The 13,791-nt window shown below is 60.2% G+C and carries 8 protein-coding genes; 4 read left to right on the top strand and 4 right to left on the bottom strand.

Going from position 1 to position 13,791, the window contains the following annotated elements:
* Positions 1-199 precede the first annotated feature (199 nt).
* Together EAH68_RS00265 and EAH68_RS00260 are read left to right on the top strand one after the other, a co-directional pair.
* Positions 200-1,333 (top strand): LppP/LprE family lipoprotein, encoded by a 1,134-nt coding sequence (locus tag EAH68_RS00265; RefSeq protein ID WP_164546357.1) that lies wholly within the window; start codon positions 200-202, stop codon positions 1,331-1,333.
* A 385-nt stretch (positions 1,334-1,718) separates the two neighbouring features.
* Positions 1,719-7,103, top strand: a complete 5,385-nt coding sequence (locus tag EAH68_RS00260; RefSeq protein WP_126119320.1) for a PDDEXK-like endonuclease domain-containing protein — start codon at positions 1,719-1,721, stop codon at positions 7,101-7,103.
* 73 nt (positions 7,104-7,176) lie between these two features.
* Here the strand turns inward: EAH68_RS00260 and EAH68_RS00255 are convergent, their stop codons facing one another.
* The 4 genes from EAH68_RS00255 to EAH68_RS00240 form a co-directional block, all read right to left on the bottom strand.
* Positions 7,177-9,036 carry a heavy metal translocating P-type ATPase gene (locus EAH68_RS00255; protein ID WP_126119319.1) on the bottom strand — a complete coding sequence of 620 codons (1,860 nt, stop codon included), beginning with the start codon at positions 9,034-9,036 and terminating at the stop codon, positions 7,177-7,179.
* Positions 9,037-9,194: 158 nt separating this feature from the next.
* Positions 9,195-9,431, bottom strand: coding sequence for a heavy-metal-associated domain-containing protein (locus EAH68_RS00250; RefSeq protein ID WP_126119318.1), 237 nt, complete (start codon positions 9,429-9,431; stop codon positions 9,195-9,197).
* A 114-nt stretch (positions 9,432-9,545) separates the two neighbouring features.
* The gene (locus tag EAH68_RS00245) at positions 9,546-10,286 is read right to left on the bottom strand and encodes a Crp/Fnr family transcriptional regulator (RefSeq protein ID WP_126119317.1); all 741 of its coding nucleotides are present in this window, start codon (positions 10,284-10,286) and stop codon (positions 9,546-9,548) included.
* A gap of 10 nt (positions 10,287-10,296) precedes the next feature.
* Positions 10,297-12,423 (bottom strand): heavy metal translocating P-type ATPase, encoded by a 2,127-nt coding sequence (locus EAH68_RS00240; RefSeq protein ID WP_126119316.1) that lies wholly within the window; start codon positions 12,421-12,423, stop codon positions 10,297-10,299.
* A gap of 210 nt (positions 12,424-12,633) precedes the next feature.
* On the opposite strand from EAH68_RS00240, the gene EAH68_RS00235 reads away from it, so the two are divergent.
* A complete protein-coding gene (locus tag EAH68_RS00235) occupies positions 12,634-13,209 on the top strand; it encodes a CueP family metal-binding protein (protein WP_126119315.1) in 576 nt (191 codons plus the stop codon).
* A gap of 30 nt (positions 13,210-13,239) precedes the next feature.
* Positions 13,240-13,758 carry a YdhK family protein gene (locus tag EAH68_RS00230; protein WP_126119314.1) on the top strand — a complete coding sequence of 173 codons (519 nt, stop codon included), beginning with the start codon at positions 13,240-13,242 and terminating at the stop codon, positions 13,756-13,758.
* Positions 13,759-13,791 lie beyond the last annotated feature (33 nt).

The raw sequence follows: 13,791 nt of genomic DNA, 5'->3' as shown, positions 1-13,791 counted from the left end.
GATGGCAGAGTATCGGCCCGCCAGTGTCCCGCGTCACAACTCTTCGTTACTGATGCCGATCCGGTACCCGCAACGTCACGAGCCGGTTACCATCCGGCCACATCTGGATATCAGCAGTTCTGGAGCGTTCACAAACTTAACTCCGGACACGATGTATGAAGTAAGTTGCATTGCCATCTACCTGCTGAAGGAGCCCCCGATGAGACTGCGCAGACTGTTGCCTGTGGGCTTCGCTGCCGCCCTCACACTGGGCCTGGCCTCCTGTTCTTCCAGCGGCACTGGAGGAGCCGTCCTCTCCAACACGAGCAGCACAGCAGGGGAGAGCGACACTGAGACCGGCACACCCGATCCGCATCCCGGTCCCGCCACCACCTTCGAGATCAGCGAACCACCGGTCACCTGTGAAAACCAGACCATGGACCTGATGTCCACCGCCTTCGGAGCCTGGCTCGGCTCGCAGATCGTCCCCACCGACCAGCCCGACACCTCCTACTACTTCACAGTCAAGGACAACCAGTTCAACCCCTGCGCGGAACTGAGCTGGGTGACCCTCGAAGGCCCCACCGGCAACCTCGCACACGATCCCGGCAACGGCAACGACTTCGTCGACACCGTCGTCTTCTTCAACGGCGAGAACCTCATCCGCGACCCCGCACCCCTCCAGTTCGAGGACGTCACCTCCGTGGAGCGTGTCGACGCCCACCAGCTCACCCTCACCTACCGTGGCGAGTGGGAGCACTCCGTCACCTACAGCTTCGCGGATGGCCGACTCCACGGCGAGGAGCAGCTTCCCGCCGAGGTGAGCGACAACCACCGCCTGGACCTCTACCGCGCCGGGCCGCCGGCTGCCGGGGCGCCGCGACCCTTCGGCAACGCCAACTACCGGCCCTGGGACCACGAGAAGTCAGTGGGCCGGCAGTACTCACTGATGATGGGCGGGGAGCTGATCACCTGCGACTTCGCCAACTTCAATGGCGTGCAGGTGGTCTGCTACTCCGAGACCTCCCTGCCCTGGCCCCTGATGCCGAAGGACCCGCAGTCCAAGCCACAGGAAATGGCCAATATCGCCTTCATGAATTTCCAGGCTGACGGCAACCTGACCACCGATGTCGGCGCCTTCTCCAAGCCGAGTGCGAAATTCGAGATGCTGCCGGCTGATTCGGTCACCCGCATCGGCGACATCTTCATCGACACCCGCAGCGAGGTGGTCAAGATCCACGACGTGAACCTCGCCTACCTGCTCGGTAACGGCGTCGCCGAGCCCGTCGAGGTCCCCACCTTCCAGCTCGACACTTCGCGGCACCCGCGGGATCTCGCACCCTGGGAGGGGTAGGGGAGCCCTACTCTTTGCGGTCTGGAGATCATCTAGCGCCCCATCCACCGGAAACGTTGCCAACCAAACAGGAGAAGCTTGGGGCTGGGTGGACCAGAGGTCTGAAACTAGTGGCAGGAGCATGTTCCGGAGAAAAAGTGACGGTCTATGATTGTTCGATGTGCACGTAATCGTGAACCGCGCCAGGAAGATCCTCATCGCTTAAGTAGCGGGAGGAGGATCAAGTGTCCTGACTGGTGTCTGAGCCCTGCTTCGCCCCTTTGCACTGATCGGACTCAAGTAAGAGTTTCAGAGCCGGTGAAGACTCGTGTATCGAGACGCCCAAGTTGATGTCCTTGGATTCGTCTTTCAGCTTGTCTGAAAACGATGTTCAAGATTTCCCGCAATGAGCAAACCCTCGGAGAGAAAATTGCAGTCCAACGCCAATAAAGCTTCGCGCCTATTCCAGTTTTTATCGGAAGTGCAGAAGCTGAACGAGAAACAGATTCTCACGGTCAGTGAATACGCTAAAGAAGGTGCCGTTCTTTGGTTGCCAGAATTCCTAGATTTTGCTGAAAGAGATGAATCTAATCTTCATTTTGGCCCTGCACTTTCCACGGCGCTTGGATTGGGAGAGGCAGCACACTTTGACGATCCAAATGTGCTGGTTGTAGTTCCACGACCTAACGCGATCGAGTTCCCCGACATGGAGGATTCCCTCAAGCCTTGTCTCTCAAATGATGGGACCGACTTTAACCGACGACCACAGATGCTGTCGGAAGATCAGTTAAGTGCTGATGGTGTCCCACCGGTTCAAGAAACATCAGCCCCAGATCCCGAGGAATGGCTGCTTCGTTGGGATCGCTGGGCAGAGAGCGAACGCTACAAGCGTCTTTACGAGAAGATGTTTGAGCTCCAAACTAAAACGAATCAGCAGGCAGATGAGTATGAGCTGGTCATTGGGCTGGGAAGCCTCTACTGGGAGGTGCCCAGCTCAGGGAAAATTGACCGGCCGCTTTTCACCTCGCCTCTTACTGTCCAGATGGACAAGCACACGGGTCAGATTGAGGTCCGGACCCAAATTGAAGTCCTCAACGCTGAATTGGAGGTAGTGCCACCTGAGCAGTTAGCTGATGCCAGGTTCATTACCGATCTCAAGGCGGAGCTGGAGTCCTTGGAGGGAAATATTCTTGACCCGGCGACATTCTCGGATCTTGGTCAGCTGACCGCGAATAGTTTGAGCACTGATGCGGTCTACTCGGAGACCTTTGAGAAGCCAAAACGGACCCCATATCCGTGCGTGGCATGGTCTCCCACCATCATTTTGCGGCGCCGTCGCCGAACAGGTTTGGCGGCAAGTTTTGCTCGTATCGCACAAGAGATCTCCGAAACAGGAGCTATCCCACCGGGTCTCGCGGCCCTGATCGATCCTAACCAGACTTCCGAGGTATCAAGCACCACAGATTCTGGGGGTCTGTACACGAATGATGAAGATATCTTCAGCCCTCTTCCACTCAATGAACGCCAGCAGGCTGTAATCGAGCGGGTAGACCGCAACGCGCAGACTATTGTTCAGGGCCCACCCGGAACGGGCAAAACCCATATGGCTGCGGCATTGCTTTCCCATCTGCTGGCTCAAGGAAAACGTGTTCTCGTGACAGCGGAAACTGACCGAGCGCTATATGAACTCCGCGACAAAATGCCGAAAGAAATACAGGAACTCGCGGTATCTGTGATCGGTAGCGGGACTTCTGACATGGCAGATCTGCGTGTGGCCATTGATACAATTGCACGCCGATCAGTTGAGTTTGATGAGTCCCGATCCAGCTCTCGAATGAAACAGCTTTCTGATGAACTAGACCGTCTTGGTGAGCATAGAGTTCGCCTCGTGCGGGAGTGGACTGATCAAATGCGGGAAGAAAATGAGCCTATAGGAATCGAAGGATACGATCTTCCTATGGGGAAAGCTGTCGAGAAATGGTTGGGAGAATCCGATCGACACAAATGGATTAAACAGATAGAGATTCCACGACTTAATGATCCCTTTCCTCTTTCTGGTAATGAGATCCAGAAGTGGCTGGAACTATCGAGAGATTCCCGTCTGGCCTCACCAGAGTCAATAAGCGAAGCAGATTCGATCGACCTCTCAGCTATTCCGTCAGCAGAAGAATTTCACGAGTTATCTACCCGAGTTCGGGAGGCAGAAGCAGAGTACCGATCGGCTACAGACGGTCTGGATCCAACGGAATTTTCGTCTTGGGCCTCATTAAACTCAAGCGACAGGGCATCTATTCAGGATGCGTTGGCCCGAGCGATCGGCCTTGTAGCAGGTCTTCGTCAGGAAAATCGACCCTGGTCTTCTCTTCTCCATCTAGGCACGGAAACCTTTGAGATCACTTCACTCAAGGCTCAAATAGAGAACCTCCGATCTAAAACAGAGGAAGCACTCCGTGTGGGAGACGCCCTTAGGGGAATGAAACGTATCCAGGTCAGTGAAGGCGTTCTGGAAGACTATATTCCCATCGCGCGGAGTCTTCAGAACTTCTTGGCAGGTGGTGGCCAAGTGAAGCCGCGCCATGATGGTTCCGTGAAAGCGTCGTTGTTCAGCAAACCCATCATTCGGGATGCTATGCCGTTCTTTGAAGCGGTAAGAATCGACGGTCTTCCCGCCACAACTCTGACCCAGGTGGAACAGTTCCTCGCATACGTGAATGTTTCCTGGATCATGCAGGACCTCCATCAGAACTGGCCGTACTTTGCTTCGGGTGACGGAGCCGATCCCCTTAGCGAGATTGAGGCTTGCGGGGCACAACTTGCTGAATTCGAAAAGACCTTAGATAAGCACTCAGAACTAACAGTTGCTATCGACCGCTTACGGAAACACGGGTTCAAGGCTGACTTTAGTCAGCTCGAAGATATCTCTGTAACAATACGAGAACTTAACCAGGCGGTTGATTGTGAGAAGGCTCTCGGTAACGCATTATCCCAATACGATTCCATGCAGCGGAGCGTCTACGCTCTTAAGACGGCAGTAGCCGACCTCCGCTGGGTTGATAACCTTGTCTCCGCAGTTGATAAAAAAGATAGTCGCCTCTATTCAGAGGCGCTGGAAAAGGCGGAAGAAACGTCGAATCTCGCGACGGATGCACGTGATTTCATTAGTCTATCGAAGCATTTCGAAAATTGGTCGCCAGCGCTGTACAGGGTTATGTCGTCCGACACCTCTAACCAGGAGTGGAAGTCGCGGTTGCAGCATGTCGAAGAGGCTCGGCAGTGGGAGGTTGCAGGCCAGAGAATCAATGAGCGAAGTGAAGAAGGCCTGACGAATCTCCAAGGTGAGATTGCCAGTATTGAAGGGAAAATCACCTCAACCGTGACCCAGCTGGCTGCCGAACGCGCATGGGCAAATGCAGTGGGATCCTCCCGAATTAACCCGGCGATGAGATCCAACCTTGTCGCCTATACCCAGGCGGTGGGACGGTTAGGGAAGGGGACAGGCAAGTACGCCGATTCCCATCGACGTGACGTGAGAAAGCATCTGGAGAGCTGCCGGGCAGCAGTCCCCGTCTGGATCATGCCCATTTTCAGGGTTGTTGATCAGTTCAGCCTCGAAGAGAATATGTTTGACGTTGTTATCGTGGACGAAGCCTCACAGGCGGGTATCGACGCAGTCTTCCTTCAGTATCTTGCTCCTCGTATTGTCGTGATTGGAGATGACAAGCAGGTTTCTCCAGCCGGTGTGGGCATCGATCAGCAACCGATCCGGCATCTGGCAAACCAGTATCTCTATGACTTCGACCATATTGATTCCTGGACTGATCCTAAACGATCACTGTTCCAGGACGCGGAAATGCGCTATGGCGGCCGAATCATCCTGAGTGAACATCGGCGGTGTGTCCCAGAGATCATTGAGTTTTCGAACCAGATCGCCTATCGACCGAACATGATTGAGCTTAAACCTGTTCGCGAGGTGCTTCCGGACAGACTGGCACCCTTCAAGATCACAAGAACCCCGAATGCAGCTCAACCCGTGACGAAGAAGAAGGTTCTGAACGTCGATGAGGCAGAGGCTCTTATCGAGAGGCTGATCTCTTGCCTTGAAGACCCAGACTATGATGATAAATCCTTTGGAGTTATTTCATTACTCAGCACTTCAGGGCAGGCAGACTACATTCGGAACCGCTTGCTGGAGAGACTGTCCCCCGAGGTGTGGGAGGAGCGAGATCTCAAGGTGGGGACGCCAGCAGAGTTCCAGGGTGCGGAACGAGACGTGATGTTCTTGTCAATGGTCACGATGGTCCCCCCTGCTGAATCACCGCGCCTATCGACTCTTGCCACCGACGCCTATATTCAGCGATACAACGTGGCGGTGAGTCGTGCCAAGGATCAAGTATGGTTGTTCCATTCCGTGGGGCTTGAGAACCTCGATGGTCGCGATATCCGAGCGAAGCTGCTGCAGTATGCCTACGATGTTGCGGAAGCAGCCCCTGAGCTCAAGACGGCTGTTCCTGTCCCTGATGACCGAGCAGTGGAACCATTCGACTCGTTATTTGAGCAGCGTGTCTACAATGAAATTGTGGCTCGCGGCTATTACGTAGTCCCGCAGTTTGATGCTTTCGGCTATCGACTTGATCTGGTTGTTAAAGGAGCGGATGGTCGGCTTGCCGTGGAGTGCGATGGAGATTATTGGCACAATGAATCTCATGCCCGCGCGGACCGTGCGCGCCAGCGCAACCTGGAACGCCTAGGATGGCAGTTCGTCCGGATTTTTGAATCGGATTTCTATCTTGATAAGAATGAACAGATGCAGCGAGTATTCGATGCGCTCGATGAAAAGGGAATCCTTCCATTCTCTTTATCTCAGGAGAGTGTTGAAATTCCGTCAAATGTTGAGGTTATAGAATCTCGTCACAGCGACAAGCGCAACTATGTTTCCGACTTAGAGTTAGAATCAGATTTTGAGGACGGAAACTCGGTGGATGTAGATTACGGAATTGATCAAATCAATCTGTGTGTAGACGAAGGTTCATCCGGCGTAGAAGCCGTCGACAGCGGCGGATCAGATAAGTTTGATGGTCCCAGAGCTGATGAAGTAGAAGATTTTTTTGCGCGCCCGAATAACGAGCAAGATTTGGTGGATCTGCAATCAAAGAGATCTTCCGTTATCACTCTTGAGAAGCCCACTGATTCCGATTTCAATGGCGATACACAAGTTGCTGAGGATTACCCGTCTGCCGATGAGTGGGTGGAAACCCTACCGATCGGTGAAACTCAACTGTATAAGTTCGAAGACGATTACCGTGTGTTCACTGGGAAATGCGTTTCAGTGCACTCAGCGACTGACACTCAGATCATCGAAGGATTGCTAGCGATTCTGGACGTTGAAGGACCAATGTTAGGACAGGTTCTGATGTCTCGCTACGTGACATCCGGGGGAGATCAGCGGCTGACCCGACCTGTCAAGAAGACGTTGAACAGTCTCATTAGTCGTCTGGTTAATCAGAAAAAAATTCTGTACGATAACCCGACGAGTGTAGCTGGCAACGTTGGAAAAACATTCTACCTTCCGGGCCAATCAAAGGTGAGAGTTCGTACTCGCGGTGAGCGTGACCTCGGAGATATTCCATTTGGTGAACTTCTGGCAGTAATGGAGCATGTCGTTTCGCAGTTTGGTCTGGATAACCCAGAGTTGGTCAAGCGCGAGACACTCAAGGCATTTGATTTGGTCCGACTCACTGATAAGGCAAAGGATATTCTGGAAGTCCCCCTACAGACTTTGGCGGAGGCTTAAGGACAGCAGGAGTGCGAGAACCTCGCCGGGAAGGTCTCTGACCACCGGCGAGGCAGGCTGCTCAGGCACTCTTTTATCGGGTGAACATCTCCTCCACAGGCTGCGTCGCTATCGCAGCAGCCCGGTCCTCCCGGAGGGTCGGGCGCAGCAGGAGCATGGCGATGGCGATGACCAGCAGCACCGAGGCCTCGTGGACGAGCATGCCGATTGACATGGTCACCCCGCCCAGCAGCACACCGGCGAACAGGACGGCGACGGTGGCCAGGGCGATGGCGATGTTGAGCCGCATGGTGCGTACCGTGCGCTGGGCCAGGCGCAGCGCGTAGGGCAGGCGGGGGAGTCGGTCGGCCATGAGCGCGATGTCGGCGGTCTCGATGGCGGCGGGGGAGCCGGCAGCTCCCATGGCCACCCCGATGTCGGCGGTGGCCAGGGCGGGGGTGTCGTTGACGCCGTCGCCGATCATGGCCACGGTGCGCCCCTGCGCCTGCAGTTCCTTGACCAGGGTGAGCTTGTCCTCGGGAAGCATCTCCGCGTGCACCTCGTCGACTCCGAGCTCGGCGGCGACGTTGCGGGCGACGCGTTCGGCGTCACCGGTGGCCATGACGACCTCCACACCTTGAGCATGCAGGGCGGCGATGGCGGTGGGGGCGTCGTCACGGATGGTGTCGGCGACGGCAACCAGGCCGATCGCGCGGCCGTCGACGCCGACGTACATGGCGGTCCGGCCCTGCTCGTTGAGCTGGAGCAGGCGGGTGTTGTCGGGGGCGTGGTCGAGGAGGTTCGCGGAGCCGACGGCGACGGTGTGCTCGTCGACGGTGGCGATGATGCCCTTGCCGGTGACGGGTTCGGCGTGGTCGATCATCTCCACGACCAGGCCCTCGTCGGTGGCGCCGCGGATGATGGCCTCGGCCAGGGGGTGTTCGGAGGCGGTCTCGGCACGCGCTGCCAGGGTCAGTACATCAGCGCGGGTGTAGGCGGGGTCGAGGACCTCGACGTCGGTGAGCTCAGGGCGTCCCAGGGTCAGGGTGCCGGTCTTGTCCACGACCACGGTGTCTACCTTCGCGGAGGTCTCCAGGTACTCACCGCCCTTGATCAGGACGCCATCCTTCGCGGCGCGGCCGATGCCGGCGACGATGGAGACCGGGATGGAGATCACCAGGGCGCCGGGGCAGGCGATGACCAGCAGGGTCAGGGCGAGCTCCACATTCCAGGTGATCAGGCCGATAGCGAGGGCGGCGACCATGACACCGGGGGTGTACCAGCGGGAGAACTTCTCCAGGAAGGTTTGGGTCCGGGCCTTGTCATCCTGGGCGTCCTCCACGCGGTGGATGATCTTGGCCAGGGTGGAATCGGAACCGATGCCCACGGCCTCGACCTGCAGCACGCCGCTGCGCAGCCAGGTGCCGGCGAAGACCTCGGATCCCTCGGCCTTCTCCGCGGGTACGGATTCGCCGGTGATGGTGGCTTCGTCGACTCCGCCGCGGCCGGTGATGACGCGGCCGTCGACAGGCACCTGCTCGCCGTTACGGACCAGGACGGTGTCACCCGGGACCAGTTCCCAGATCTCGACGGTCTCCGGCTGCCCGTCGCGCAGGACGGTGGCGGTCTCCGGGGCGGAATCGACAAGATCAGACAATGCCCTGCGGGTGCGGTTCATCGTCGCCCGCTCCAGCGCCTTGCCCAGAGCGAAGAGGAAGGTCACGGCCGCTGATTCCCAGTAGTTGTGGATGAACAGCGCACCGACGGCGGCAACGATGACCAGCAGGTCAATCGAGATCATCCGGATGCGCAGCGCCTGGACGGCGGAGACGGCGATCTGCCAGCCGGCGACCACGGCGGCGGCGATCATCAGCAGGTCTGAGCCTGTGATCCAGGACAGGACGATTAACAGGCCTGAGACGGCGACGACGCCCCAGGTTCTCCAGTTCTTCATGGTGGTTTCCTTTTCTCCGGTGGTTTTATTCTGGTGTCACCTTTTAAGTTATGGCCGTTGCGGAGAAACTTCCTTGACGCAGATCAAATAGTAGAAACCTGCTCTGAACTGCGAAAACCCCGCCAGCACCGGGGTGCAGGCGGGGTGTGCAGTCGAAGTCAGATGGCCGAGGGCCTGGCGGTGTAGCCGACATCGGCGACTGCGGCGACAAGATCGCGCACACTGACCTTCTGCGGATCGTGGGAGACGAGGATGCGGCCGGAGGAGAACTTCACTTCCGCCGATTCCACGCCGTCCAGGCCACCGAGCTTGTTCTCGATCTTGGCGATACACGACGGGCAGCTGAACTCATCGGAGCGCAGGGTGGTGTTCTTCAGCTGGGTGGGGGTGGTCATCTCAATCAGTCCTTGTCTTCTCGGTGTTCCTTGCTTGCACCTTTGACTCTAAGACCGGGAAAGGACAAGTTCCTTGACGTGGATCAAAGAACAGAAAACTATCTTCACCAGGGGTTATTCCTCCCCGATCAGTGATTCAAGGGCGTCCACATCGGCAATGGCCACCCACTCCCGGCCGGAGTCGATGACCCCGGACCGCTTCATCTTCGACATGGCCCGGGAGGCGGACTCGAGTGTGGTGCCGGCCATGCCCGCGATGTCGTCGCGACGCAAACGGACCTGCAGCAGGCTGGAGCCGTCCTCCTGCAGTTGCCCGAGTTTGCCGTTGAGCCGGCGCAGCACCTTGGCCACCCGCTGCTCCACGGTCTTTGTCGCCTGCGCAATATCGCGCTCCCGGGACTGGACGAGCCGTTCCTGCTGCATCCTGATGATCGCCAGGGCGAGTTTCGGATGCTCCTCCACCACCTCCGCCAGGGCCTGCGCGGGCAGGTGCAGCGCGCAGGTCGTCTCCATCGCCCAGGCGGAGTCGACAGCCTCGGAGGCGCGGATGTCCAGCGGGCCGATGACATCGCCCGGAGCGGCGATGTCCACGGTGATCTCCCTGCCGTCGATGGTGTCCCGGGTGATACGGACCCGCCCGGATACCACGAGGTAACTGCCCTCCACAGTCTCACCGGCGAGGAAGACCGGATCCCCCTCCGCCCATGACCACGCGGTGAGGTGCTGGTCCAGATCCAGGTGTTCCTCGGGGCTCAGGTCGCGGGTGAGCGGGGACCGGGACATCGCGCTCAGGCGCACATCCAGCGAGCAGGAGTGGGGGCGTGCACAGTTGCGGCGGACGGGATTAGTGGACATGGTCCCGATGCTAGGTCAGGTGGGCCGGGTCCAGGTCGATCCGGCGCAGCAGCTGGGCGTTGAGGGCGACCACGATCGTGGACAGGGACATCAGTACGGCGGCCGCGGCCGGAGGGAGAACGAACCCGATGGGGGCGAGGACACCGGCCGCCAGCGGCACGGCGATGATGTTGTAGCCGGAGGCCCAGATCAGGTTCTGGACCATCTTGCGGTAACTGGCCCGGGACAGGGTGATCATCGATAGCACCGCCCGGGGGTCATCGCCGGCCAGCACCACCCCGGCGGATTCCATGGCGACATCGGTTCCGGCGCCGATGGCGATGCCGACCTCCGCCCGGGCCAGGGCCGGGGCATCGTTGACGCCGTCGCCGACCATGGCCACCGTCAGTCCACGGGACTGCAGCTCAGTGACCTGGGTGTCCTTGTCCTGCGGCAGGACCTCGGCGAAGACCTCGTCGATGCCCAGATCCTCGCCGACCGCCCGGGCGACCTGGCTCGCGTCACCGGTGATCATCGCGACCTTGATGCCGCGGTCCTGCAGGGCGCGGACGGCCGCGCGGGATTCGGGGCGGACCTTGTCCTCGACTGCCACGGCGCCGATGATCTGACCGTCGCGCACGACGTGGAGGACGCCGGCTCCCCGGCGCTCCCAGGCACCGGCCTGTTCGTCGATCACCTTGGGGCTGGTCAGGCTGAATTCGCGCAGCATGTTCGGTCCGCCGACGATCACGTCGGAACCCGCCACCCGGGCCCGCACCCCCCGGCCGGAGGCGGCGCGGAAGTCGGAGCCGCGCACCTGCTGGTCAGCGGCCTCCGGATGGGCGGCAGCGGCAGCCACAATCGCCCGGGCCACGGGATGTTCGCTGTCGGCCTCTGCGGCGGCCGCCAGCGCCAGCAGTTCCCCGGTGGACACCCCGGGCACCGGGGCGACGTCGGTGACGGCATGTGCGCCCTCGGTCAACGTGCCGGTCTTGTCGAAGAGAACCACATCGATGGTGCGCATCCGCTCGAGCGCCATCCGGTCCTTGATCAGTACCCCGGCTTTCGCGGCCCGCTCGGTGGAGATGGCGATGACCAGGGGTATCGCCAGGCCGAGGGCGTGCGGGCAGGCGATGACCAGCACGGTGACGGTGCGCACCACCGCGTCGTCGGGGCTGCCGATCACGGACCAGACGATGGCGGTGATGATGCCGGCACCCAGCGCGAACCAGAACAACCACGCCGCGGCCCGGTCGGCCAGGGCCTGGGCGCGGGAGGAGGACTCCTGGGCGTCGGCGACCATGCGTTGGATCCCGGCCAGGGCGGTGTCCCCGCCGGTGGCCTCGACGCGCACGCGGACGGCGTTGTCGGTGGCCACCGTTCCGGCCACCACCTTGTCCCCGGACTGGCGCAGGACAGGTCGGGATTCGCCGGTGATCATCGCCTCATCGAATTCGGCCGCGCCGTCGATGATGGTCCCGTCGGCCGGTACCCGGGCCCCGGCCCGCACAAGTACGACATCCCCGACCACCAGCTCGGCGATGGACACGGTGCGGGTGGTGTTCCCCTCCATCTTCTCCGCCTCATCCGGAAGCAGGGCCGCCAGTGCGTCCAGGGCGGAGGAGGCTGAGCCGAGGGCACGCATCTCCAGCCAGTGGCCCAGCAGCATGATGGTCACCAGCAGCGCCAGCTCCCACCAGAAGTCCAGCTGGAACCCCCCGATCCCCAGGGTGGTGATCCAGGAGGCAATGAACGCCACGGTGATGGCCATGGCGATCAGCAGCATCATCCCCGGCTGGCGTGATTTCAGTTCCGTCCATCCGCCCTTGAGGAAGGGGACGCCACCGTAGAAGAAGATGACGGTTCCCAGCACCGGGGCGATCCAGGTGGATCCGGGGAACACCGGGAGGTGGTAGCCGAGCAGGTGGGCGACCATGGGGCTGAAGATGACGACGGGCACCGACAGCAGCAGCGACCACCAGAATCGGCTGCGGAACATCGCTACGCTGTGTCCGGCGTGCTCACCGTGGTCATGGACGTGGTGGTCATCGTGGTGATCTGTTTCGTCCAAGGCGGAGTGCGGGTGGGGGTGCGGCATCGCCTGGCCGTGGGTGTCCGCGTTGGCGTGGTGGGGATCGGGATGGGCGGGGGTGGTCATGGCGCTCCTTAACTGTTCGTCCCGGTCCGGAGGGGAGAAGTCGACCTGTCAGAGGCTGTTGATTCAATGGTACGTCCGCTTCCCACCCTATACCCCTGTAGGGTATTTATCGGCTGTGTGGCTGAGCCGTGCCGGCTACGGACAGGTGCCGCCCCCGGGATACCATCAGCCCAGCACAACACCCCGACCTTTCACGCGAAGGAGATTGACGTGAAACGAGCAGCGCTCGCGGCCGCCGCCCTTGCCCTCACCCTGGCCGGGTGCTCGGCAGCCGAACCCGGCCCCACCGCCACCACACAGGTCAGCCAGGAGCAGTTTCTGAGCACCCACGGCCTGGGGGAGAGGGACGCGCGCGAGATCATCGACCACCTCGACCGGCAGCAGGTCACCGAGCGCCCCACGGATCTGCTCGCTTCGGTGCGCCCCGACGAACTGGTGCTCTCCGATGAGGAGCAGGAGGTGGTCCTGGAGCTGCCCGAAGGCCTGAGTTATGTGTCGATCGCCCCCTATGCCACCCAGACCCACGACTGCTTCTATCACAGCCTGACCACCTGCCTGGGTGAACTGGGCAACGAGGACATCCAGGTCACGATCACCGATGAAACATCGGGCGAGGTACTGGTCGAGGAGACCACGACCACCTTCGACAACGGCTTCATCGGCTTCTGGCTGCCCGACGACGTCACCGGCACAATCGAGGTCACCCATCAGGGACGTACCGGCACCACCGGTTTCTCCACCACCGCCGACGGCGTCACCTGCCTCACGGACCTGCGCCTGACCTGATTCCCACTTCCCTCAATCAAAGGATCCGAGATGAAACGCATCATCGCTCTTGCTGCCCTCACACTGACCTCCGCCCTGGCTCTGAGTGCCTGCGGGGAGTCAGATCACGGCGGGCACGACCACCCGGCTGACGGCGGGGCGCCGCCGGCGGGGATTGCGGAGGCCACGAACCCCACGTATCCGGTGGGCACCGAGGTCCGCCTCACCGCTGACCACATGCCCGGCATGGACGGGGCGGAGGCGAGGGTCTCGGGCGCCTTCGACACCACGACCTACTCGGTCAGCTACACCCCCACCGATGGGGGCGACCCGGTCACCGACCACCGCTGGGTGGTCCACGAGGAACTCGTCGACCCGGGTCAGGCTCCGTTGCCCGACGGAGCGGAGGTGGTCCTGGACGCCGAGCACATGTCCGGCATGCCGGGTGCCCAGGCCACCATCGATTACTCCACCGATGAGACGGTCTACATGGTTGATCTCACCGTCGACGGGATGGCCATGACCAACCACAAGTGGGTCACCGAAAGCGAGATTCAGCCCCTGCCGTAGCCCGGGAAGACGGGCGGGCACCGTGGCATGATG

This window comes from Corynebacterium hylobatis (assembly GCF_003955685.1).
GTDB classification, from domain to species: Bacteria; Actinomycetota; Actinomycetes; order Mycobacteriales; family Mycobacteriaceae; genus Corynebacterium; species Corynebacterium hylobatis.
The sequence above is the reverse complement of the archived record's forward strand: the minus strand, read 5'-3'. Positions and strand labels throughout refer to the sequence as shown.

What these genes read in the sequence shown, in the direction of transcription:
- EAH68_RS00265 (WP_164546357.1), top strand. Translation starts at nt 200, where the DNA reads ATGAGACTGCGCAGACTGTTGCCTGTGGGCTTCGCTGCCGCCCTCACA.
- EAH68_RS00260 (WP_126119320.1), top strand. Translation starts at nt 1,719, where the DNA reads ATGAGCAAACCCTCGGAGAGAAAATTGCAGTCCAACGCCAATAAAGCT.
- EAH68_RS00255 (WP_126119319.1), bottom strand. Translation starts at nt 9,036, where the DNA reads ATGAAGAACTGGAGAACCTGGGGCGTCGTCGCCGTCTCAGGCCTGTTA.
- EAH68_RS00250 (WP_126119318.1), bottom strand. Translation starts at nt 9,431, where the DNA reads ATGACCACCCCCACCCAGCTGAAGAACACCACCCTGCGCTCCGATGAG.
- EAH68_RS00245 (WP_126119317.1), bottom strand. Translation starts at nt 10,286, where the DNA reads ATGTCCACTAATCCCGTCCGCCGCAACTGTGCACGCCCCCACTCCTGC.
- EAH68_RS00240 (WP_126119316.1), bottom strand. Translation starts at nt 12,423, where the DNA reads ATGACCACCCCCGCCCATCCCGATCCCCACCACGCCAACGCGGACACC.
- EAH68_RS00230 (WP_126119314.1), top strand. Translation starts at nt 13,240, where the DNA reads ATGAAACGCATCATCGCTCTTGCTGCCCTCACACTGACCTCCGCCCTG.